The 22,443-nt window shown below is 50.7% G+C and carries 18 protein-coding genes and 3 pseudogenes; 5 read left to right on the top strand and 16 right to left on the bottom strand.

Features of this window, described 5'->3' with window-relative positions; all coding sequences use genetic code 11:
- Positions 1-100: 100 nt before the first annotated feature.
- The 14 genes and pseudogenes from AB6T85_RS12595 to AB6T85_RS12660 form a co-directional block, all read right to left on the bottom strand.
- Entirely contained in the window at positions 101-652 is a 552-nt protein-coding gene (locus AB6T85_RS12595; RefSeq protein WP_369895743.1) for a M949_RS01915 family surface polysaccharide biosynthesis protein, read from the bottom strand.
- A gap of 41 nt (positions 653-693) precedes the next feature.
- Entirely contained in the window at positions 694-1,230 is a 537-nt protein-coding gene (locus AB6T85_RS12600) for a M949_RS01915 family surface polysaccharide biosynthesis protein (protein WP_301253478.1), read from the bottom strand.
- Positions 1,227-3,011 carry a LysM peptidoglycan-binding domain-containing protein gene (locus tag AB6T85_RS12605; RefSeq protein WP_369895745.1) on the bottom strand — a complete coding sequence of 595 codons (1,785 nt, stop codon included), beginning with the start codon at positions 3,009-3,011 and terminating at the stop codon, positions 1,227-1,229. The genes AB6T85_RS12600 and AB6T85_RS12605 overlap by 4 nt, the downstream gene beginning before the upstream one ends.
- 18 nt (positions 3,012-3,029) lie before the next feature.
- Positions 3,030-3,446 carry a DUF4431 domain-containing protein gene (locus AB6T85_RS12610; RefSeq protein ID WP_301253295.1) on the bottom strand — a complete coding sequence of 139 codons (417 nt, stop codon included), beginning with the start codon at positions 3,444-3,446 and terminating at the stop codon, positions 3,030-3,032.
- A gap of 3 nt (positions 3,447-3,449) precedes the next feature.
- The gene (locus AB6T85_RS12615; protein ID WP_369895747.1) at positions 3,450-6,149 is read right to left on the bottom strand and encodes a type VI secretion system Vgr family protein; all 2,700 of its coding nucleotides are present in this window, start codon (positions 6,147-6,149) and stop codon (positions 3,450-3,452) included.
- A 64-nt stretch (positions 6,150-6,213) separates the two neighbouring features.
- Complete coding sequence (locus AB6T85_RS12620) at positions 6,214-6,600, bottom strand: hypothetical protein (protein WP_369895748.1); 387 nt, start codon at positions 6,598-6,600, stop codon at positions 6,214-6,216.
- Positions 6,601-6,725: 125 nt separating this feature from the next.
- The gene (locus AB6T85_RS12625; protein WP_369895749.1) at positions 6,726-7,088 is read right to left on the bottom strand and encodes a hypothetical protein; all 363 of its coding nucleotides are present in this window, start codon (positions 7,086-7,088) and stop codon (positions 6,726-6,728) included.
- 5 nt (positions 7,089-7,093) lie between these two features.
- The gene (locus AB6T85_RS12630; protein WP_369895751.1) at positions 7,094-8,326 is read right to left on the bottom strand and encodes a hypothetical protein; all 1,233 of its coding nucleotides are present in this window, start codon (positions 8,324-8,326) and stop codon (positions 7,094-7,096) included.
- On the bottom strand, positions 8,319-10,838 hold the full coding sequence (locus tag AB6T85_RS12635; RefSeq protein ID WP_369895752.1) for a type VI secretion system Vgr family protein: 2,520 nt from the start codon (positions 10,836-10,838) through the stop codon (positions 8,319-8,321). The genes AB6T85_RS12630 and AB6T85_RS12635 overlap by 8 nt, the downstream gene beginning before the upstream one ends.
- Positions 10,835-11,037, bottom strand: a pseudogene (locus AB6T85_RS12640) (ClpB D2-like domain containing protein); the annotation flags it as partial. The pseudogene AB6T85_RS12640 and the gene AB6T85_RS12635, both read right to left, overlap by 4 nt.
- 524 nt (positions 11,038-11,561) lie before the next feature.
- A complete protein-coding gene (tssD, locus tag AB6T85_RS12645) occupies positions 11,562-12,053 on the bottom strand; it encodes a type VI secretion system tube protein TssD (protein ID WP_369895876.1) in 492 nt (163 codons plus the stop codon).
- 4 nt (positions 12,054-12,057) lie between these two features.
- Positions 12,058-12,285 (bottom strand): annotated as a pseudogene (locus tag AB6T85_RS12650) (OmpA family protein); the annotation flags it as partial.
- 59 nt (positions 12,286-12,344) lie between these two features.
- Positions 12,345-12,623: pseudogene (locus tag AB6T85_RS12655) on the bottom strand (type VI secretion system contractile sheath small subunit); the annotation flags it as partial.
- 843 nt (positions 12,624-13,466) lie between these two features.
- On the bottom strand, positions 13,467-13,694 hold the full coding sequence (locus AB6T85_RS12660) for a putative hemolysin (RefSeq protein WP_369895753.1): 228 nt from the start codon (positions 13,692-13,694) through the stop codon (positions 13,467-13,469).
- Positions 13,695-13,877: 183 nt separating this feature from the next.
- Between AB6T85_RS12660 and AB6T85_RS12665 the strand changes: the two genes are divergently transcribed.
- The 3 genes from AB6T85_RS12665 to AB6T85_RS12675 all read left to right on the top strand — a co-directional run bounded on the left by AB6T85_RS12665 (position 13,878) and on the right by AB6T85_RS12675 (position 16,287).
- The gene (locus AB6T85_RS12665; protein WP_369895755.1) at positions 13,878-14,201 is read left to right on the top strand and encodes a hypothetical protein; all 324 of its coding nucleotides are present in this window, start codon (positions 13,878-13,880) and stop codon (positions 14,199-14,201) included.
- A gap of 117 nt (positions 14,202-14,318) precedes the next feature.
- Positions 14,319-14,531: a hypothetical protein gene (locus AB6T85_RS12670; protein ID WP_125290841.1), complete on the top strand. Its 213-nt coding sequence runs from the start codon at positions 14,319-14,321 to the stop codon at positions 14,529-14,531.
- A gap of 142 nt (positions 14,532-14,673) precedes the next feature.
- The gene (locus tag AB6T85_RS12675; protein WP_369895756.1) at positions 14,674-16,287 is read left to right on the top strand and encodes an NAD-dependent malic enzyme; all 1,614 of its coding nucleotides are present in this window, start codon (positions 14,674-14,676) and stop codon (positions 16,285-16,287) included.
- A 106-nt stretch (positions 16,288-16,393) separates the two neighbouring features.
- Here AB6T85_RS12675 and AB6T85_RS12680 read toward each other — a convergent pair whose 3' ends face one another.
- Positions 16,394-18,313, bottom strand: a complete 1,920-nt coding sequence (locus AB6T85_RS12680) for a methyl-accepting chemotaxis protein (RefSeq protein WP_253459572.1) — start codon at positions 18,311-18,313, stop codon at positions 16,394-16,396.
- 283 nt (positions 18,314-18,596) lie between these two features.
- Between AB6T85_RS12680 and AB6T85_RS12685 the strand changes: the two genes are divergently transcribed.
- Together AB6T85_RS12685 and AB6T85_RS12690 are read left to right on the top strand one after the other, a co-directional pair.
- Entirely contained in the window at positions 18,597-19,841 is a 1,245-nt protein-coding gene (locus AB6T85_RS12685) for a mechanosensitive ion channel family protein (protein ID WP_253459568.1), read from the top strand.
- A 285-nt stretch (positions 19,842-20,126) separates the two neighbouring features.
- Entirely contained in the window at positions 20,127-21,350 is a 1,224-nt protein-coding gene (locus AB6T85_RS12690) for an L-lactate MFS transporter (RefSeq protein ID WP_369895759.1), read from the top strand.
- Positions 21,351-21,369: 19 nt separating this feature from the next.
- Here the strand turns inward: AB6T85_RS12690 and AB6T85_RS12695 are convergent, their stop codons facing one another.
- A complete protein-coding gene (locus tag AB6T85_RS12695) occupies positions 21,370-22,251 on the bottom strand; it encodes an SMP-30/gluconolactonase/LRE family protein (protein WP_369895761.1) in 882 nt (293 codons plus the stop codon).
- Positions 22,252-22,443: the final 192 nt, after the last annotated feature.

The raw sequence follows: 22,443 nt of genomic DNA on the forward strand, positions 1-22,443 counted from the left end.
AAAGCAAAACGATCGCTATAAACCACCTCACCCTCTCTCCTTAAAAATATCACTAAGCTAAATGGCTCCTCTGTAGATTTATGACTTAAAACCACACGATTTAATTCACTTTTGTTGTGAAAATAGAATCCCATTTTCCCATCATGTATTTCAGAAGAGATTTGTCATTCTTGAGATTGAAATCAGGCACTGGAATCTTCTCCCCACCGAATCCTTCACTACCGACAATAATATGCTCTTCTCCCCTTAACGAATATTTTACACTATCTTTAAAAGCAAAATATTTTACAGTTACAGGGTCAACCCCACCAACACACCCTATTTTGTAGGCAAATAAAATGGTTCCCACACCATCAGAAAATTTTTTATTCACCTCGACAGAATCAGGTAAAATATCTAATTTTATATCTTCGTCGCAGTTTCTGACAAAATCCTTAAGGTTCCAATCGTTACTGTTCCCTGTGACTTGTTTAACAAGTAAGGCCACTCCACCGTCTTTGCTATCAAGTTTTTTATCTATAATTAGAACATGTTTACCGGAATTATCATTCCATACCTTTTGGAAGGATTCAGAACTTGCAAAAGCTGATTGGGATAATACAAACGTAAAAGTAATAATTAGGTTCCAAATCACCACTGTTGCTACTTTCATTTTGGCCTGCCAGGTTTACTAAATACTTAATCAAAACAGATTTATTCCAGAACAACCGTTGACGCTTTATGCCAGTTACTGGTCATGTATTTATATAATAGGATGTTATTTTTCAAATTAGTATCAGGCACCGGTTTAACATTATCATCAATCACCCCATTAGGTGTAATCATCCGTTCTTCTCCTCGAAGAGAATGTTTCACACCATTTTCGTAAGCAAAATATTTTACAGTAACTGGATCAAGACCACCCACACAACCTATGGTATAAGAAAATAACACTGCATCAAATGAGCCATTGATTTTTTTAATCTCGAACGAGTCCTTAATCAAAGCCATGTTTATATCAAGCGGGCATTTATTTACATAATCGACAAGACTCCATATCTTTTTGTCTCTTACATATTCCGAAGCGGTAATTCTTGCATTTTTAATGTTGCCAAAATTTTCTTCGTTAATATCAATTTTCACCTTATGAGTACCATCCGGGCGATCAAACTCCTTGGTAAGGGTAGATGCAAAACCACTAATTACAGGTAAAGCCACCAAAATTAAAGTAAGTGTTATTTTTAGAATCATCTTGTACTCTCACGTCCAGTTGTTTTGGAATGAATACCAATCATTTCATTGAGCTCATTTACATCAAAGGTTTCTAATTCTTTATGTGCGTTTGACTCGTAATATCCTTTGTATGCCACTGGTAAAAAAAATCTCAAACCATTAAAGGGAGAGAATTTTATCGTGTCACCTTGATTCCCTCCCAAGCAAATTAATGCTCCCGACTTCGATTTGCCATATACAAAAGTTGCGTGATGTCCTGATGATGCGGCACAACCGTAAATAGGTTTTTTGATCTCAAAAAAATTGCCCCTATCTCTAAAAAAAGAAATTGCACGATACGGGTCTGGAACTGTTTTATGATACCCACTCTCTTGAAAACAATAATTTACAAAAGACGAACACCAGGCATTTAATGTTCCAACTAGATTTTTTAACCATCCATGACCTATTAATGCATGGTAATTACTAGTGATACGGTTTTCCTTAGTCCCATGCCATTTTTTTGCCTCACTCAGTGCTATATTCATCCATGGAGCCTCTCTCTGATCATGAGGGAGTAACGCAATCGGATTACCAGAATTTTTTCCTCCAACCGGTTCTAGCGCTTTCTTATGAGTATTGATTTCGCTATTTTTTTTCTGTTGTTTACTCACTTTTTTTGAGGTTGGTGGATTAACTGCTGATTTTTTGGTCTCGCCCGCAGTGTTACTACCATTTTTGTCTATAGAAATTGATTGTCCCGGGTATATTTTATTAGGATCTGATATATTATTCTGCCGCGCAATATCTTCAACATTCACACCATTTTTTTCTGCGATCTTCGCCAAAGTGTCCCCTGGAGCAACGGTATAGATCGAATGACTATTAGCATTGACACCATATATCGTCAAATGCTGACCTGGAAAGATCTTACTCACATCTTTTATATTATTGTTTTTGGCTATTTCATCAGCGTTTGACTTATAACGTTCGGCAATTTTCGAGAGAGTGTCACCTGACATGACTATGTACTCAATCGGCTTCTGAGTGCTCTTCTCACGTGGAGCTTCGGGAGTCTCGGAAAGTGTTTTTGCAGAGAATTGCGAAAATTTTCTTGTAAGCAGTATATTTTTCGTTTCATCCCCAGCAACACCTGAATAAACAACATCCTCTTTTCCAGCAGAATTCATATATTTGACAACAATAGCCATTCCTTGTTTCGTATGGATGATTGTCTTGAGCTTGCCGTAAGCATCTGTTTTCCACTCGTAGCTAGTGCTTCCTAGTGTCACTTTAAATGGCACATCAGCAACTGGTCGAGAGCCATCAGAAACAGTCACATTTGTCACATACACCCATTTTTCAGTGCCCGGCTTCAAGCCACCTTCCTTTTTGCTAATTGCCTTGATTACCTTACTGAATTTTGTATCGTCAAGATCTCCTACTTTCTCCCCCTTGGCGACCCCGCTTTCAGACATGATAAAATCGGCATAAGCTTCAGGGTTATTACCATCACTCCACGGTGCATATTTTTCCATCATTTCTGGAATAGTATAATCATTATATTTTCTTTTAAGAAGAGATCGTTTTGCATTATCACCAGCTTCTATGCTAGAAAATATAGCAAATGAATGTTTTCCTGGATTGTAGACAACCCCAACACCGATTTTTCCTTGCTGGTTTTTTACAGAAATGAGATTCCCTGGGTTATTGAATCGCCAATTCAGTGAGCCCCCAGTTTTTAACAATCTTGTGCCACTCGATGACTCATATTCTACCGTTTTCGTCGATGCATGATAGATAGCATTTATAAAGCGCATTTTAATTAATCCTCTCTACTATTTGCTCGCAACTTCAAACCTGGCATCATCTAATAAAACTGGCGTCATGTGATATCCGGTCTCGGCAAGAAATATTACACCATCAATAGTGACACTTTTCCCAAGAAGATTTTTATTTACTTTATACTCATTACTATCATGCATTATCAACTGAACGTCCTGATTCCAGTTTTGATTGTCAGTATCTGCGTCTATTACACATGTGAGTGGCTGTTTTAAATGCAATATCCACTCATATAGTTTCTCATCATTGATTTTATCCTCTCCCCAGCCAGGAGGGCCGTAGTATAATTCTTCGCTAACAACTCCTGTGAGACTTACTTTATCCCCTTCCTTTAGGCAAGTTGCAGATGCACTAAAGCCAGAAAGCACGATTATAAAGCAAAAAATAGACTTCCAAATTTCCTTTAACATAGTTCATCCTGTCGTAGTTAAATTTAATAGTTTTGCAATCATTGATTCAGTTAGCGCAGAAGTATGACTTTCAGCTGTCTCGGTATCATCCGAATCAGTATCAGGCTCCAGTGATTCTATATCTTCCGCACTATCTACCTCAGCCTCTGCAACTGATGTTGGAAGCTCTTCTTTAACCCAGGTTTCTCGCCCTATGATTAAGTTTAATGTATCGCTTTCAGGAAGCACTATTTTCGGGAAGCGACCTGAACTGTCTACTGTGCCGGTCGACAGGATTTTCCCATTGCTGTCAGTAATGTTGTATGGCTGATTTGTCATCCAGTCCATACTTTGAATGACACTATCGGCACCAGGGAAAGCAAAACGTAAACTTTGTTCGCCAGGTTCCATTACAGGAAATACAGGCAGCGTGACCTTTTCTGATGCGCTTGCCTTACGCCCATAGTGTCCTGCTTTCGTACGATATTCACCTGCAGTAGCAGATTCAATCGCACTTGCATCAATCCTGATATAGCTTCCACCACCATTCAGAGTCAGCTTCTTCTTCGCGATGATTTTGATCTCATCCTCAGTGCTGGTAATACTGAGTTCCCCACGCGCCACCAGTTCCATCAAATCATTCTGCGCCTGTATTTTTACCGGCCCCTGGTTCGCGATGAGCTTGATCCCCAGCTTCCGAACAAACACGCTCAGGGCATTACCCACGCCGATGAACAGATTTTTCACCACGCTGACGTCTGCATTTTTACCGGCAGTGGCTATCAGGTTTTGGCCAGCAGACATCTGCAGATGTTGTCCACTGGTCATCGCCATACCCTCCGGCGCGCTGAGCAGCAGCACCGATTTTTTGAGGCCCGTCAGCTGCTGTTCCAGCAGCGTGACCTGCGCCTGGAGATCGGCCGGGTTCGCGGTCGCCTTCTGCGCGTCATCGGAGATGGATGTCATCTGCTCCCGGGCATTACCCAGATTGCTGACCGCCGGCTGCATCTCCAGCACCTGGCCCTGCGCTTTCGTCTGGCCATCAGCGCTGATGAACATCCCTTTCTGTGCCCGGATGGCTCCCCAGCTGTCGGTTCTGAGCTCAAAACCCTCACCGCGCTTCTGCTTCTCAGCATCCACTAAATGTCCCAGATTCAGCTGACTCTTGCCGCCGTACTCGGTGGAGACCTTGATATGCTCCTGATCACGACTGTCATCAAGGCGGATTTTGTTGTTCGCCGGGGTGCGCAGGACGTTACGTTTGTAGTTTCGGATAGTGACATGGTCGCCGTGGGCCGAGTCGTGCAGCACGCCGGAGATGTACGGCCGGTCCGGGTTACCGTCTTCAAAGCCAATCGCCACTTCGGTGCCCGCCAGCAGTGGCAGGTGCAGGCCGTAAGTATCGCCGGCATAGGGACGTGACTGCCGGACCCACAGGCTCTCGAACCCGGTCTCCCGGTTATCACGGTCAAACAGCATGTTGACGCGGTAGCGGCCGTCTTTATCGATATGGCCGTAGGTATCATTTTCGATGGTGCTGGTGACGCGGGCCGGTAATGTGCCGGCCATCACCGGGCGTGAACCGGGCTCAGGACGATAACAAAAGTCGGTGCTGTCCGGGATACCGTCAAACCTGACGCCGAAGTCCTCATCACGCCGCGCATGGCTGTGCATCGCCGTGATGACCACGCCATGAGCAAACACGTCGGCCACTTCGTACCCGCCGGTGACTTTCAGAACCTGACCCGGAGAGAGCGTCGGGCAGCTGGTGATGGCATGGGTCTGCGTCTGGCCATTCAGGTAGCGCTCATGACGAATACGGGCATAAAACACCCCGGACTCCGGTGCCGGATGGTGGTCATGGGTATCACCCGCCGTCAGATAGTTATCCGCATAGTGATAGGCCTCACCGTAGGTGGTGGCATCCCCGCGGGTGGCATCGACCCGGGTGTTCATGTCATCCGTGGCCTGACGGTAGTTGTAATCACGGGTGCAGACCTGCTTCTGTACCACGTTATGGTGGCTCTCCATGCCCCAGACCGGGTCCACGCCCTCCGAATGCTGTCCTGATGGCGGAACCGATGGCAGCGTCAGGCCTTTTTCATACCCCTGCTGACCGTCGTAAAACTCCACGACGTCGATGTTCAGACGCGTATCAGTGGTAAAGCGGAACCAGATACCCACCTCACCCAACAGGCGGGTGATGAAGTGCAGGTCGTCTTCACCGTACTGCATCACCTGTTCACGCTGCGGGTATTCACGACTTAGCGAGAACAGAAAATCCTGACCGCGCATGTTGTGACGCTCGCGCAGGACTTTTTCCACGATTTGTGGCACCGACATGTCCTGGTAAATGGCGTTCTGGTGTGAACGGTCAAGCAGGGCCAGGCGTGGCCGGAGCGTCAGGGCATAATGCGTCTCATCTTTTGAGGTACTGAGACGTTCAAAGCCCGTAACCACGCCCTGAATTACCCGCACTGGCTGCTGCACTTTAATACCGTAACCCCGGTCAACCGGGGCCTGCAGCGTCAGGGAGGAGGCTTTCATCAGCATCATTTCTTTGCTGATGGCATGGTTACCGCTGGTAAATTCAATACGGTAGCTGAACGGCGTGCTCAGGGCTTCATCGCCTTCAAACGCCAGCACATCAAGCTCCGAACTGCACTCTTTTACCGCCAGCTGATGGTGGTTGTGGCTGAATCTTATCGGGGGATTACTGCTCATGGTATTCCTTCACATCGGCAGAGAAATTATGCTCTAGAAAAACAGACATGCATTAAGTCAGTTACTATTTGATATTTATCGTATATTGCTTATAAAAGTCTTTACCGGAATACATTGTGCCAAGAGTAAACCCAGAAACAGTTACGCGATAATCACCTGACTTTTTCGGGATCCCAGATATGATGATGCGATGGTAATCTTTGTTTACTCCATCCTCTCCACCAAAACTATATTTTATTTCTTCCGGATTCCATGCTAACCCTGAGTCGTTCGGGATTATACTCACCGATACGCTGGATTCATTAACAGCCCCGCCTTTTATTTCAATGATATCTTGGTACTTGTGATTAACTGTTGCAACTTTAAGATCATTTTTTTCGGGCAGGATTGTTGGGTAAGTACCAGAGCAACCAGATACAATAACAATCAAAACACAGATAAAATATTTCATTTAGCGCAGTGGTTTAAATACCACTGCCTCCCAAAATGTGCTTGCGGACATATTCCAAATCTTTGTTTAACTTAATTTGATTTTTTACTGTGCCCCCATGAAACTAGATTAGTTTTGGGCTTAGCTTACTTTAAAACATTAACTTCATATTTTCTTTCAAAATCTTGCCCTGCACTAGCGACGACACCGCCTCTGATGCTGATTGTTATAACCCCTTGTGATTTAGGCTTACCTTGTATGGTAAAGTTATTATATATATATTTTGTATAATATTTTTTTTTAGAAAATACTAACTTCAACCCCGAGTTTGATGGATGAATCTCATAACTCAAATCAACAACCGGCCCTGTACCTCCGGAGATAGTAATTGGAACATAATATTCCTGACCAATATGTCCGTCTGGCAACTCATTGGGCTCGAATATAATATTATTGCTACATCCAGCCAAAAACAAAGAAAAAAGAAAAAATGCGAGATATTTATTCATTCTAATCATGGTATTTTTGTAAATACCATCCCCCCAAAGGTATGGCTTAGAAATTCACCTAACGTTAATGATGTTCGGAGTGAATTATCTTTAACTTCACCCCATGAAAAAAGCCGCAACGAAACAAGTTCTTCTAAATTCGTTTCGTTATTAATTCGTTGTCCATCAACTAATTTTAACTCTCCATCCCAAACTATCCAGTGATCTTTGAATGGAACATCTGCACCTTGCAGGAGCATGCTCGCAGAGATCAAGCTTAGGATATGAACATCATTACTAACTAATGAGTTTAACTTACAAATATCACTTAAATTGCTATGATACATGCTTATATTACTGAATATTTTATGCGCACCTGCATTCAACATCCACTTTTCAATATCACCCCACAATGTAATTGCGGAGACTTTATCCCCGACTGATTCATATTTTAACAGATTATTAGACGAATCACGCAAGCTTGCCATGGTAATCCAATCAATTGCGGAAACTCGAGGATGGCTCATTCCTGCGAACAAATCTCTTACTTTCATTGTATTAGCGCTTGGCTGAAGTAAAAAAGATCCCAGCATTCCTTTACCATGATTCCATAGGTCCCAGACTAGTTGCTCATAAACATCATATCGATCCATCATTAAACAATAATAAAATGCTGCTGGTCCACATAGCATCGAGTAATACTGGTTAGGATAATATTCTCCTTCCGGACCTAATAGAGAAGCAGCCTTTCGGGCATCAAGCTCATTCTTTACAATATTTTTTGTAAAAGGGTCCAATGGATCTCCAATTGGGTGTTCCAGGGAGACAAAAAATCTTGGCAGGCAAGTAATTTGCACATTATGTATGTTATCCTTACCGCTATCATCAACGGGTTTTGTCTGAGCTTTAGTCTCAAAATAACAGACATTTTCCCGTTTACTTTTAGAATATGCTTGCCCTGATGCCATTTCACCAAGGGTGTACATTTTTTTAGCTGGGGATGAAAGCACCGAAATCAGCTTACCGCCGTGTTTGCGGTATAAGTTAATTTCTAAAATGTAGATCACTGACAAATCATCATCGGTCTCATTCGTATCATGAGGCTGAGTATAATAACTCGGACCTATTGGTTGTTGCGTCACTGACAGCAGAACATGCTTTTTATTATTGGCATCCGTTTTATATACATTAAGATCGTAAAACAGATTGGATACCGGAACATTCGATTCAACTTTTGTATAGGTCTTATACTTAGGCATTAATAACTCCCGGCATCATATGCAAAAAAACATCCTGAGTCTGTGCAGAAGTAAACAGCTTCGTATACCCCTCACCATCACTAACGCCTTCCAGCACTGAGCCATCTGCCAAAAATGCCCTGTAAGGAGTATTCAACATTGGTATTCCATTATCATCAGCACACAAATAACGAATATTGTGGCTGCCGTCGTCGATAGCATTGGCTAAAGGTGAAATATCAGGCTTATGCTGCGCTCTCGTCTGTCTGGCGTAGTGTCCTGCCCTTGTCCTGAAATCACCCATTGTCGCTGATTCAATGGCATTAACATCCAGAGTAATGTAACTCCCACCACCATTTACCGTCAGCTTCTTCTTCGCGATGATTTTGATTTCATCCTCCGTACTGACGATACTGAGTTCCCCACGCGCCACCAGTTCCATCAAATCATTCTGCGCCTGTATTTTTACCGGCCCCTGGTTCGCGATGAGCTTGATCCCCAGCTTGCGAACAAACACGCTCAGGGCATTACCCACTCCGATGAACAGATTTTTCACCACGCTGACGTCTGCATTTTTACCGGCAGTGGCTATCAGGTTCTGGCCAGCAGACATCTGCAGATGTTGTCCACTGGTCATCGCCATACCCTCCGGCGCGCTGAGCAGCAGCACCGATTTTTTGAGGCCCGTCAGCTGCTGTTCCAGCAGCATGACCTGCGCCTGGAGATCGGCCGGGTTCGCGGTCGCCTTCTGCGCGTCATCGGAGATGGATGTCATCTGCTCCCGGGCATTACCCAGATTGCTGACCGCCGGCTGCATCTCCAGCACCTGGCCCTGCGCTTTCGTCTGGCCATCAGCGCTGATGAACATCCCTTTCTGTGCCCGGATGGCTCCCCAGCTGTCGGTTCTGAGCTCAAAACCCTCACCGCGCTTCTGCTTCTCAGCATCCACTAAATGTCCCAGATTCAGCTGACTCTTGCCGCCGTACTCGGTGGAGACCTTGATATGCTCCTGATCACGACTGTCATCAAGGCGGATTTTGTTGTTCGCCGGGGTGCGCAGGACGTTACGTTTGTAGTTTCGGATAGTGACATGGTCGCCGTGGGCCGAGTCGTGCAGCACGCCGGAGATGTACGGCCGGTCCGGGTTACCGTCTTCAAAGCCAATCGCCACTTCGGTGCCCGCCAGCAGTGGCAGGTGCAGGCCGTAAGTATCGCCGGCATAGGGACGTGACTGCCGGACCCACAGGCTCTCGAACCCGGTCTCCCGGTTATCACGGTCAAACAGCATGTTGACGCGGTAGCGGCCGTCTTTATCGATATGGCCGTAGGTATCATTTTCGATGGTGCTGGTGACGCGGGCCGGTAATGTGCCGGCCATCACCGGGCGTGAACCGGGCTCAGGACGATAACAAAAGTCGGTGCTGTCCGGGATACCGTCAAACCTGACGCCGAAGTCCTCATCACGCCGCGCATGGCTGTGCATCGCCGTGATGACCACGCCATGAGCAAACACGTCGGCCACTTCGTACCCGCCGGTGACTTTCAGAACCTGACCCGGAGAGAGCGTCGGGCAGCTGGTGATGGCATGGGTCTGCGTCTGGCCATTCAGGTAGCGCTCATGACGAATACGGGCATAAAACACCCCGGACTCCGGTGCCGGATGGTGGTCATGGGTATCACCCGCCGTCAGATAGTTATCCGCATAGTGATAGGCCTCACCGTAGGTGGTGGCATCCCCGCGGGTGGCATCGACCCGGGTGTTCATGTCATCCGTGGCCTGACGGTAGTTGTAATCACGGGTGCAGACCTGCTTCTGTACCACGTTATGGTGGCTCTCCATGCCCCAGACCGGGTCCACGCCCTCCGAATGCTGTCCTGATGGCGGAACCGATGGCAGCGTCAGGCCTTTTTCATACCCCTGCTGACCGTCGTAAAACTCCACGACGTCGATGTTCAGACGCGTATCAGTGGTAAAGCGGAACCAGATACCCACCTCACCCAACAGGCGGGTGATGAAGTGCAGGTCGTCTTCACCGTACTGCATCACCTGTTCACGCTGCGGGTATTCACGACTTAGCGAGAACAGAAAATCCTGACCGCGCATGTTGTGACGCTCGCGCAGGACTTTTTCCACGATTTGTGGCACCGACATGTCCTGGTAAATGGCGTTCTGGTGTGAACGGTCAAGCAGGGCCAGGCGTGGCCGGAGCGTCAGGGCATAATGCGTCTCATCTTTTGAGGTACTGAGACGTTCAAAGCCCGTAACCACGCCCTGAATTACTCGCACTGGCTGCTGCACTTTAATACCGTAACCCCGGTCAACCGGGGCCTGCAGCGTCAGGGAGGAGGCTTTCATCAGCATCATTTCTTTGCTGATGGCATGGTTACCGCTGGTAAATTCAATACGGTAGCTGAACGGCGTGCTCAGGGCTTCATCTCCTTCAAACGCCAGCACATCAAGCTCCGAACTGCACTCTTTTACCGCCAGCTGATGGTGGTTATGGCTGAATCTTATCGGCAAGTTGATGCTCATACGTTCACTCCTTGTGTACGGCCAGACTCCAGTCCGATACCCTCTTTCTCACTCGAGCTAAGGCGTACGACCGAGGTTTCTGTTTTGCAGCCATGTGGGTCAGCAACTGCTGACTCAGCACCGGCAGAATTTGTTGATTGAGCAGACTGTTGACGTTGCGTGCGCCGGTATCCGGCAGCAGGCAGGCGGCGGTCAGCGCGGTTTTACCCACGCCAGGCTCGCCAACCAGGATCGGGTTGTTCTTACGACGAAGGGAAAGAATGTCCACCCTCTGATGGTCTTCCCCCTGTTCGGGCAGCGTCAGCAGCCAGTGCTCCGGCAGGATTTCTGCATGGGTGCGGGTTTGACACAGGGAGGCAGTCCCTTCCATCGCACGGGCGCAGTAGGGATTAAGGCGTCGAAGAAGGCTTGCCGGGTTTTCCATGAGATTCTCTCTTTATCGGTTCCTGGTCACGCTACCGCCCCTCGCTGTTTCCCTTTGTTCAGGGGACCAAAGCGCACAAGGTCAGGCTGGCAGACAGTTTGTCGGTTTCTTTGCTGAAAGCCCGCGTACTGCAGACGTTCAGCAAAACAGCAGAAAGGTATCCCCTCCGCTTAAAAACGAGGATTACGCTAAAGAGTTCGTGTCGCAGGAAGGCGGCAAGTTCGTAAGTCTCCGGGAACATAGATAACTGTATGACCGGAGCGAGCCAACGCACCTGCGGCGCGAAATATGACGCGTAATCAGGCGGTGGCGCGTTCGTTCCAGGAGTCGGAATGAATGATGTTGCCGTCTTTGTAGGTCCAGGTGATTTTTTCGTAACGCAGCTCGATCTGCTCAAGGTGGTTATGCTTCTCGTAAGCAGGATCCTTGATGTCGTGCATCACCGGGTTTACTTTCACCACTTTCACGTTTTCCAGTTTGGTGTTGAAGTACTCCACTTCCTGGCCCGAGTTGTTGATTTTGTACCACTTGAATTCCGCAGATTTCAGGGTCTGACCGGTGGTCACCGCCTTATACAGATACGGGCTGGACGAGTCGATTTCCCTGGTGAACAGGAACGGGGTGTGGATACAGGTACCGGTCAGCTTGCCGGTGTTATTGTTGGTCGGGATGTACAGGTTATGCTCCTGCGCCACCACTTCGATGCTGCCGCCACGCTCCTGAACGTCCACAGCCCCTTTGATGTCCGCGCCGCCGTCGTCTTTCAGCCAAAGATAAACAGGAATTGCCATGTAATTACTCTCCATTGTGTTGTGATGCGTCATCATCCTGCGATGACGCCAGGGTTTTGCCCGATATCTGACAGGCGTTGGCCTGCGGTACCAGACTGATTTCGACACGGCGGTTGAGTGCACGGCCCTTCGGGGCGTCATTGGTTGCGATCGGACGGCTTGCGCTATAGCCCTGCACCGCAAAACAGCTTTCCGGCACATCGCCGGTGTCACGCATCCAGTCGCGTACCGCTGCGGGATTTGTCGGGAAACCTGCTCCGGGGAGAATTCATTTATGCTCCGGAATGTCAGACTGACGTTGTCTTCGCAACCGTCACCGGCAAGCGTATTTTTAACGGTCAGATTTATTTTTGGGGAATATTCAGAAAGAACTGAGTCAAAGTTATTTTTGTTCAGATTAACTTTTTTGCGCTCAGATAGTGGTGCAGACTCCCGGCCGTTGCTGAAATCGCCCGCAACCAGTAATTTCAGGGGGAGCTTGGTTTTCTTGCTCGCTCCACCCGTATGCAAATCAAGTTTTAAATTAATACGTGCCTTGGGTATTTCGCACTGAAAGGAAGAGTCAGACATGGCTGTCCCTGTTCTATGAAATTATAGAAACGGTCAATACCAGTGAGAAATTAACAAAAAAGGCAAACCCTGCCAGAACAACATCCCGGTTCTCATCATCCGACAAGAATCAACACCCCGGAATTAAAAGCGAGCGCATTCCATTCACCAGCATATCGACACTATATTTTTTGGGCTTTTATCTGAAATCGAAGATTTTCGGACAAGACCTTATAGCCGGAGTGTAAGAATGTTTGCGCATGACTAAAAACAAAATAATGTAACTAAATATTACATAGAAAAGGTTTAACAAAATTAGATCATCTTTATGATTTGTATGAATTTTATTGCATAGCCCTTTCAGACCTTATGGAATAAGGGTGTGCAACAAAAGATCAATTTAACTTAGGGATAAAACCGTATAAAACCTCCTTCAATCACGTGAATTTTTGATTTTGTATTTTTATCAAAAATGAGAGCCAGGACGTGACTGAGCATGTACAAAACTGATGAAATATACAGAATTTCATACATTTTTATTATTCACTTGAACGAGGCTTATTTATTTTTATCAAAACAATAACGTCAGCCAGCCGGTACAAATCCAACTGTGTAGACCCACGGCCAGCGTAAGATTGTCGGTGGCGAAGGATGACGAGCCTGCAGGCGTTGACGCGAATACTCACTCATACGCAACCAGACTTCAAAAATACATTGCAGCTTTGCCTTAAAATACTCAATCAACTACGGCATAGCAAAAACGTACCTTTATAATTTTACAAGACAGATAAACCGCGTTGTACAGCAATGCCGGCACATAAAGTTATTCCCTTTACTACCGGCATTTCTTTGCTGAGCCCGCCTTTATTTATGATCCCGTCGATAAAGCTGCCACTCGTCGATGCGCTCGCCGCCAGGCAGCGTGCAGTAGCCTCTCTGGCCCTGCGCCGTTTTCACGATCTCTGATGTACCGCCCTGCTCAATACACCAGGCCGCCGCCGGGTTTTTCATGTTCAGCGAGGCTGGTTTACTGACATTCTGCGCACAGCCGGTTGCCAATAAGGCACAGATAAACAATAAATTATTTCTCATTATCACCTCTGTTCAGATGGATCCCATTGCGTCTCATTATCAGTCAGATAACAATAGTAAGCGCTATAGTTTAAGGTGTTGTACGTCAATCACCGCTCACTGAGTTAACGATTAACGCCAAAGGATTGGGATTGATACTCGCCTCAGCGCCTGCAACGGCCGACTAACGACAAGGAATGCTCTATGCGAACCGCCACTTTTACCCTGCGTCTTACCCGGAACGTCAGCCAGTTCCTGCTGCCGGATCTGCGCGCGCTGCTGCCGCCGGAAAGCGTACAGTTTTTTTCCAACGAGCTGGATGAGGAGTGGCACTACACGCTGCTCTGTCTGCAAAGCGACCATACCTGCTCGCTGACGGTTTCCGCTATCCTGGTCTGGCATCAGCTGAAGAAAATCCATGTGATGCGCTACCGTTCACCGCAGCTACAGCAGGAGCTTGCTGACCCTTCCTCTGCGGAGCTTTACACCCTGCTACAGGTACCGGGCGCGGTGCTTTATCTTTCCTGACGTCTGCACCGCCAGGATTTGACGCCGTTATTCTGCGGTATTCCACTGATTGGTTTTTACGCGCCCGCCGTAAAATCACCATAAAGTCACTGGAAAACCGTACCGGAGTCCCCCCTGATGCCAGATAAAGATCCTGTTGTTGAACGTCTTACCGTCGAGCTACTTGCGCTCAGGCAGATCGTGCAGATGCTGATTGCCTATGGCAACGTGCCGACCGGCGGCAAGCTGAATAAATACCTGCAAAAAGTGGCCGATGATACGGAACAGCGCGAGGATCACCGCGGGCCGAACAAAGCCATTGCTGAGGCTATCCGCAGCTATATTAAGTAGGTTCCTGACCTCGCCAAGGCGAGGTTTTTTTTTGCCCTTACCGTTTATCCTCTTTGATTTTGTTACATTTTCCCTCCAGCAACGTTAAGCGCTTTCAGCCAGGCTTACCGAATTGATGTATTGCGACCAGTAAGGGAATGTGATGACCAGACCAGACTACCGCCTGTTGGCTTCCGCCACGCAGAATAAAGATACCGCTTTCAGCCAGCAGGAAAGAGCGGACGCGCATCTTGAAGGGCTGCTGCCGCCTGCGGTGGATTCGCTGGCAACGCAAATGCAGCGTGTGCTGGAACATCTGGACAACAAACCCGACGATATTGAGAAGTATATCTATTTGCAGGAGCTGGCTGACCGCAACGAAACGCTGTTTTACGCCACGCTGATGTCCGATCCGGTTACTTTTATCCCGCTGGTTTACGATCCGACTATCGCCGACGCCTGCCGAAAATATGGCCATATCTATCGACGTCCCAAAGGCATGTATCTGACCCGGCAAATGAAAAGCCGACTGAAAGAAGTTTTGCGTAACTGGCCGCAAAAAGAGGTGCGCTTTATCTGCGTGACCTCTGGTGGCCGCATCTTAGGGCTGGGCGATATTGGCGCCAACGGCGCGCCCATTCCGGTGGGCAAGCTGCAGCTTTATACCGCCTGCGCCGCCGTGCCGCCTCAGGGGCTGCTGCCGGTGCATCTGGATATCGGCACCGGCAACGAACAGCTTCGGGACGATCCGCTTTATACCGGCCTGCGGGAAGCAAAGCTTGACCAGCAGGCGCTGGACGAGCTGCTGGATGAATTTGTCGCCGCCGTCAACGACGTATTTCCCGGCTGCTGCATCCATTTTGAGGACTGGCAGGGCGACGACGCCATCCGCTATCTCCAGCGCTACCAGCAGCAGGCGCTGGTGTATAACGATGATATTCAGGGCACTGCCAGCGTGGTGCTTGCGGGCCTGCTGACCGCGCTGGAGACAACCGGCGGCAGGCTGGCGGAACAGCGCGTGCTGTTTGCCGGTGCAGGTTCGGCAGGCACCGGTATCGCCAATATGCTGGTTGACGCTATGGTGCAGGAAGGTGCCGATCGGAAACAAGCGCAACAGGCAATTACGCTGTTTGATAAACAAGGACTGATTACCGCTGAGCGCGACGACCTGAATACATCGCAAAAAGCCTATGCGCACGACATGCCCGCAGAAAGCGATCTGCAAAAAGTGGTTGAGCGCGTTAAGCCCACCATGCTGATTGGCGTCAGCACTCAGGGCGGGCTGTTCAGCGAAGGCGTGGTAAAAGCGATGAGTAAGCTGAACGACCGGCCAATCATTTTTGCACTCTCCAATCCCACCGAAAATGCGGAATGTACCGCAAAACAGGCCTATGAATGGAGCGACGGCAAGGCGCTGTTTGCGGCGGGCGTGCAGTTCGGAGAAGAAAAAATTAACGGTGAAACGCGCTATCCCGGCCAGGCGAATAATTTTTATATTTTCCCGGCGGTCAGCCTGGCGATTTACGCCGCCAGACCGGCGCGCGTGGACGACAAGCTGTTTATCGAAGCGGCCCGCCTGTGCGCACAGCAGGTCAGCAAGGCGGAGCGGGAAAAAGGCAAGCTCTATCCTTCCCAGGCCGATATCGTTAAAACGGAAATCGCCATAGCCAGCGGCCTGATACGCTACCTGTTTAAGCACGGTTTGGCCGGTGTTGAAGAGCCGCAGGAGATTGACGACTGGCTGCAAACGCTGATCTACAGGCCGGATTACGCCTGATAAAGATCGCGTAACCCTTTATCCTGAAGCCATCGCCCTTCTCCATAAAGCGATGCAGGAACGAAAATAAAAACCCGGCACGATGCCGGGTTTTTATTAGTTAGCGTCAGGCCACTCTGAACGCGGAGATATCCTGCGCCAGCTGGGCGGCTTCCGTGCGCAGCGCTTCGGTGTTTTCCGCCGTCTGCGTCACCAGCAGCAGGTTCTGCTGAATGCCGCGCTCCATCTGCGACACCGCCAGGGTGACCTCGCTGATGCCTTTGCTCTGTTCGTCGCCCGCTACGCGGATTTCACCCACTACCTCTTTGACTTTCAGCACGTCGTTCACCAGGCCCGCCAGCTTTTCGCCCGCGCCTTCCACCAGCCGACTGCCGGCCAGCACCGTGGTGTCGGACTCGCTAATCAATGCTTTGATCTCCTGCGCCGCAGCGGCGCTGCGCTGCGCCAGAGCACGCACTTCCGCCGCGACCACGGCAAAGCCACGCCCCTGTTCGCCCGCCCTGGCCGCTTCCACCGCCGCGTTCAGCGCCAGTATATTGGTCTGGAAGGCGATCCCATCAATCACGCTGAGGATTTCGCCCACGCGGCTGGAGGACGTTTTGATCGAAGCCATAGTAGCAATCACCTGATTCATTACCTCGCTGCTGCTGCGGGCGATCTGCGCCGTCTGCTCCGTAAAGGAGTCCGCCAGACGGGTATTTTCCGCATTCAGCTGTACCGTGGCGTTGAGCTGCTCCATTGCCGCCGCGCTCTGCTCCAGCGCCGCCGCCTGATCGCTGATTTTCGCCGAGAACGCCTGGTTGCCTTCCGCCAGCGAACTGGCGCTGGCGGCCACGTTGACGCCGCTGGCCTGTACGCTGGTGATCACGCCTGCGATTTTATCGACGAACTGGTTAAACGACACCGCGATTTCGGCGATCTCATCTTTACCGACCGTGGCCAGACGACGGGTCAGGTCGCCGTCGCCGTTGGCGATTTCATCCAGCGCCGCGCGGGTTGACTCCAGCCTTGCCGCCAGACGACGGGCAAACAGCCAGACCAGCACAAGCAGAACCACCAGCGCCGGGATCAGCACGATAAAGATATCCTGCAGGATATTATCCGCCAGCGCGGTGACTTTCGCCTGCGGCGTTACCAGGCCGATAATCCAGCCTGTGTCGGGCATCCTGAACAGCGTAACCTGCGCCTGCTTATTCAGTACGCCATCCTGAATGTGATTCAGGGTAGTCATGGTTTTATTTTCCGCGATGCCCTTCAGCACCGGTGCCAGCCAGGGTTTTTCCGCCGCCAGCGCGCTGAACTTCTTCAGCGCCTTATCTTTACCGCCGGGGAAATAGAGCACGTTGCCCGCGCCATCCAGCGCAAAGGCGTAGCCGCCGGTCAGATTGCCGTGGCTCTGCATAAAACCGGAAAGATTATCCAGCAGCACGTCAAAAGTCGCCACGCCGGCAAACTTTTCGCCCTGCACGTAAGGCACGCTACAGGTGACCATATTCACCTGGGAAATCGGATCCTGATAAACTTCCGACCAGCTGCATTTGCTGCGCGACGCTTCCCGGGCAGAGGTATACCAGCTCTCATTATGGTAGCCCGCGCTGCCCGGCTCGTTGTAGCCGTCTGACCAGACCAGCGCGCCGCCTGCGCCACGAGACCAGAAGAAGCTACGTCGAGCAACGCCTTCGGTAAAGGCGTTGGGTTCCGGCCAGATACCGCCGCCCGCAATGCTTTTATCGCCCTTGCTGTCGATAATCTGCGGCAGCACGCTTTTCACCAGCGTCTCCTGGTGCGGCAGCACTTCCGCCAGGCGCGCCATGCTCACCACTTCACCTTCAATGCGCAGCAGTTGCTGATTCAGCTGGCCCACGATGTTTTCACCGGTTTGCTGGATCAGGCTGTTGCTGGCCTCGACCACGCGCGGCTGTCCGCGCAGGGTAATAGCGAACCAAACCAGCAGCATGGTTAACAGCAGCATCGAAATGCCGCCAAAGATCAATTTCCCTGACAGACGAACTGGTATCCCCGGCATAATGTATTCCTCAAAACAGAACAGTGGCAAAACGGCGCCTGAATAGTTGAATTGCGCGATATTTCGTCAGCGCTTACGCGGATTATCGGCAAAGCTGGCTAAAACCTGAACGCGCCTGCCGGGTGATAACGCCCATAGCGCAGCATAAAACCCTGAGGAAAATCCGATTTGATTTTGCCACAGCGGCCAGGCTACCCTGACGCCGCGCAGAACGTCTGCTTCTGCGTCATAACGCGCTGTTTTCGCGCGTTCTGGACTGACCTGATTAGAGGGAACTAACCATATGCACCATTTTATTCTTGCGCAGCTCAACGCGTTCGCTGTGCCCTGGGCGCCGCTGATTGCGCTCGTGGCCGTTCTGGCCGTCATTCTGCTGATTTCCCTGATAGCGCACGGCCTGTTACACCGCGTGCTGCTGCCTCTGCTGCGGCGTATGGCGGAAAAATCGAGCCGTCAGTGGCCAAAATCGCTGATAGATAACAAGCTTTTCAGCCGCTTTGCGCTGCTGATGCAGGGCGTTTTTCTGCAAATCCAGCTGGAGCTGTTTCTCTCCGGCCTGGAACCGGCTTACAGCGCGCTGATGATCCTTAGCGAGGTCTGGATCATGGTATTCGGCCTGCTGATGTTCTTCTCGCTGCTGGATATTTTTCTGGAGCTGTCGGAGAAAAGCGCCATGGCCAGCCAGATGCCGCTGCGCGGGATTTTCCAGAGCCTGAAGCTGATTGCCGCGCTGCTGGTGGCGCTGATGATTATCTCGGTGCTTATCGGTAAATCGCCGCTGGTGCTGCTGACCGGTCTGGGCGCGATGACCGCCGTGCTGATGCTGGTCTTTAAGGATCCCATTCTGGGGCTGGTGGCCGGGATCCAGCTCTCCGCCAACAATATGCTGAAGCTGGGCGACTGGCTGGATATGCCGAAATATGGCGCGGACGGCTCGGTGGTGGATATCGCGCTGACCACGGTAAAAGTGCGCAACTGGGATAACACTATTACCACTATTCCTACCTACGCGTTGATTTCCGACTCCTTTAAAAACTGGCGAGCAATGTCGGAGTCGGGCGGCCGCCGCATCAAACGCAGCATTAATATCGATACCACCAGCATTCACTTTCTGAGCGAAGATGAGGTAGCCAGACTGAAGCGCGCTCAGCTGCTGACGCCCTACCTGGAAAGCAAAATGCAGGAGGTTTCGGCCTATAACGCCGGTCTGGATACCAGCACGCCGCTGAACGGCCGCCGCATGACCAATATCGGCACGTTTCGCGCCTGGCTGGAGGCCTGGCTCAGGGCGCATCCGCACACGCATAAAGGCATGACGCTGATGGTGCGTCAGCTGGCGCCGGGCGCGGACGGCCTGCCGCTGGAGATCTACGTTTTTACCAACACCACTGTCTGGCTGGAATATGAAAGGATCCAGTCCGATATCTTTGACCATATTTTTGCCGTTCTGCCGGAGTTCGGTTTGCGCGTGCACCAGACGCCGACCGGCAACGATCTGCGTAACCTGCGCATCCAGTCGGCGGAGTAACGCCTCGGACGGGCGCAGCCTTGCGCCCGTCGCTTAGCCTGTTTTTGTTCGCCTGCACCCGTCGTTTCGCCGCTGCTCTTGTCTGCCTGCCTCCGTCGTTTCGCCGCTGCTCCTGTCTGCTTGCGCCCGTCGTTTCCCTGCTTTCGCTGCATTTTACGCCGCCGTTCATTCCGCCTCAGCGGCATTTCATTCCTGAATGACGGCAGTTCATGCCCTCTTCGCCCCGCATTGCTAAAACCCGCCGTATTCTGTGCTTAATTTATTACTCTTTCCGGGAGCATCCCCATGAGCACACCAACCGTCAGTTCTCGCGTTCGCTGGCTAACCCTGGCCGGCACCATTATTACGCAGTTTGCGCTGGGCTCGGTTTATACCTGGAGCCTGTTCAACGGCCAGCTCTCCCACAAGCTGGAGGCGTCGGTTAGCCAGGTCGCCTTCTCTTTCGGCCTGCTGAGCCTGGGGCTGGCCATCTCCTCTTCGCTGGCCGGAAAGCTTCAGGAACGCTTTGGCGTGCGCAACGTAACGATCGGCGCGGGCGTGCTGATGGCTTTCGGCTTCTGGCTGACTTCGCAGGCCGACAGCCTGTTTATGCTCTATCTGAGCGCGGGCGTACTGGTTGGTCTGGCCGACGGCGCGGGCTACCTGATGACGCTTTCCAACTGCGTGAAGTGGTTTCCCGAACGCAAAGGCGTGATTTCGGCCTGTGCGATTGGCGCTTATGGGCTGGGCAGCCTGGGCTTTAAATTTATTTGCAGCTATTTGCTGAGCGTAAACAGCCTGGAGCACACTTTCCTGATCTGGGGCGGTATAGCGATGGCGATGATTATCGCCGGCGCGCTGCTGATGAAAGACGCGCCGAAACAGCAGGCGGTAGCAGGCGACGCCGCCAGCGCTCGCGACTTTTCGCTGACCCAGGCGGCGCGTCTGCCGCAGTACTGGATGTTAGCGGTAATGTTTCTGACCGCCTGCATGAGCGGGCTGTACGTCATTGGCGTGGCCAAGGATATTGGCGAAGGCATGGTTAATCTTTCCACGCAAACCGCAGCCAGTGCCGTTACGGTTATTGCTATTGCCAACCTGAGCGGTCGTCTGGTGCTGGGGATCCTTTCCGACAGGATGGCGCGTATTCGCGTGATTACGCTGGCGCAAATCGTTTCGCTGGCGGGCATGGGCATTTTACTGTTCAGCCATATGACCGAAACCACCTTCTTTATTTCCGTAGCCTGCGTGGCCTTCAGCTTCGGCGGCACCATCACCGTTTATCCTTCGCTGGTCAGCGACTTTTTCGGTCTGAACAACCTGACCAAAAACTACGGCCTGATCTATCTGGGCTTCGGCATTGGCAGCGTGCTGGGTTCGCTAATTGCTTCGCTGTTTGGCGGCTTTATGGTGACCTTTAGTCTGATTATGGCGCTGCTGGTGCTGTCGCTGATTATGTCGCTGACTATCCGTCTGCCGCACTGTCCGGCTAAAGCCGCAGAAGGGCTGCGCCAGGCGCAGCCGCTGTAGTTGACTCTTCTTACTTACCTTATGCCTGCCGGAAAAGCGGTTCCGGCAGGCCCGCAACGGCGACCTCCACGGCAAATACATCGCCAGACTGCGGATAAGCCGCCAGCTCCTCTGCGCTTCGATCTTCGCGTGAACTCGTAATATAGAGCGTTTTCAAATCTGGCCCGCCAAAAGCGACCATCGTCGGCCAGCGCACCGGCAGCGGGATCTCATCCACGATTTCGCCGGTGACCGGATTAAGACGAATGACCCGCGAGCCGTCAAACATCGCCGACCAGTAGAACCCTTCGCAGTCTACCGCTGCGCCATCGGGCAGGCCGCCTTGTTCCTGCACAAAATGCCGAATGACTTCACGCGGGCCGATATCGCCCTTGTCATCGACCGGATAGCGATAAAGCACGCCGTTGGGCGTGTCGGTGTGGTACATCCATTTATCATCAGGCGAAAAGGCCAGCCCGTTGGAAATTTTGATGTCTTCCGCCTCGACGGTCAGGCGCAGATGCTCGTCCAGGCGACAGAGCTTGCCGCCGTTGCGATCCTGCGGCTCCCACAGGCTGCCGCACCAGAAGCGCCCGTGTCGGTCAACGCGGCCGTCGTTAAAACGGCTGAAGGCAGCTTCACCAGGATTGGCCGCCACGCGCCGGGTGATGATGCCTTCTTCATCCAGCAGGCAAACGCCGCTGCGCAGCGCCGCCACGAAGCCGCCCTGCTCGTTCAGGCCAAAACAGCCGATATGTTCCGGCACCGGCATGATTTTATGCTCGCCGCTTTGCGGATCGAAGCGATGCAGCGCAGGCGCCAGAATATCGACAAAGTAAAGCGCCTGTTCGCGCACTGACCAGACCGGGCACTCGCCCAGCTCTGCCTGGGCCGCCAGCACATTTTTAACCTGATAACGCATAGCATGTCCTTGTCTTGAAAAATTGCCTTAAGTCTATCGCATAAATCCTTTTCTGCCGTTATTAACGCAAATTTTTCATTCGACCGGATAAAGAAGTCTATTTAAGAACATTCTGTGTTAAAAGTGGGTCTTTTAAGCCTTCTCTTATTTCTTTCTGGTGGAATAGATCGCAAAATTTCCATACTGAATTAT

This window comes from Erwinia aeris (assembly GCF_041224955.1).
GTDB lineage: Bacteria > Pseudomonadota > Gammaproteobacteria > Enterobacterales > Enterobacteriaceae > Erwinia > Erwinia aeris.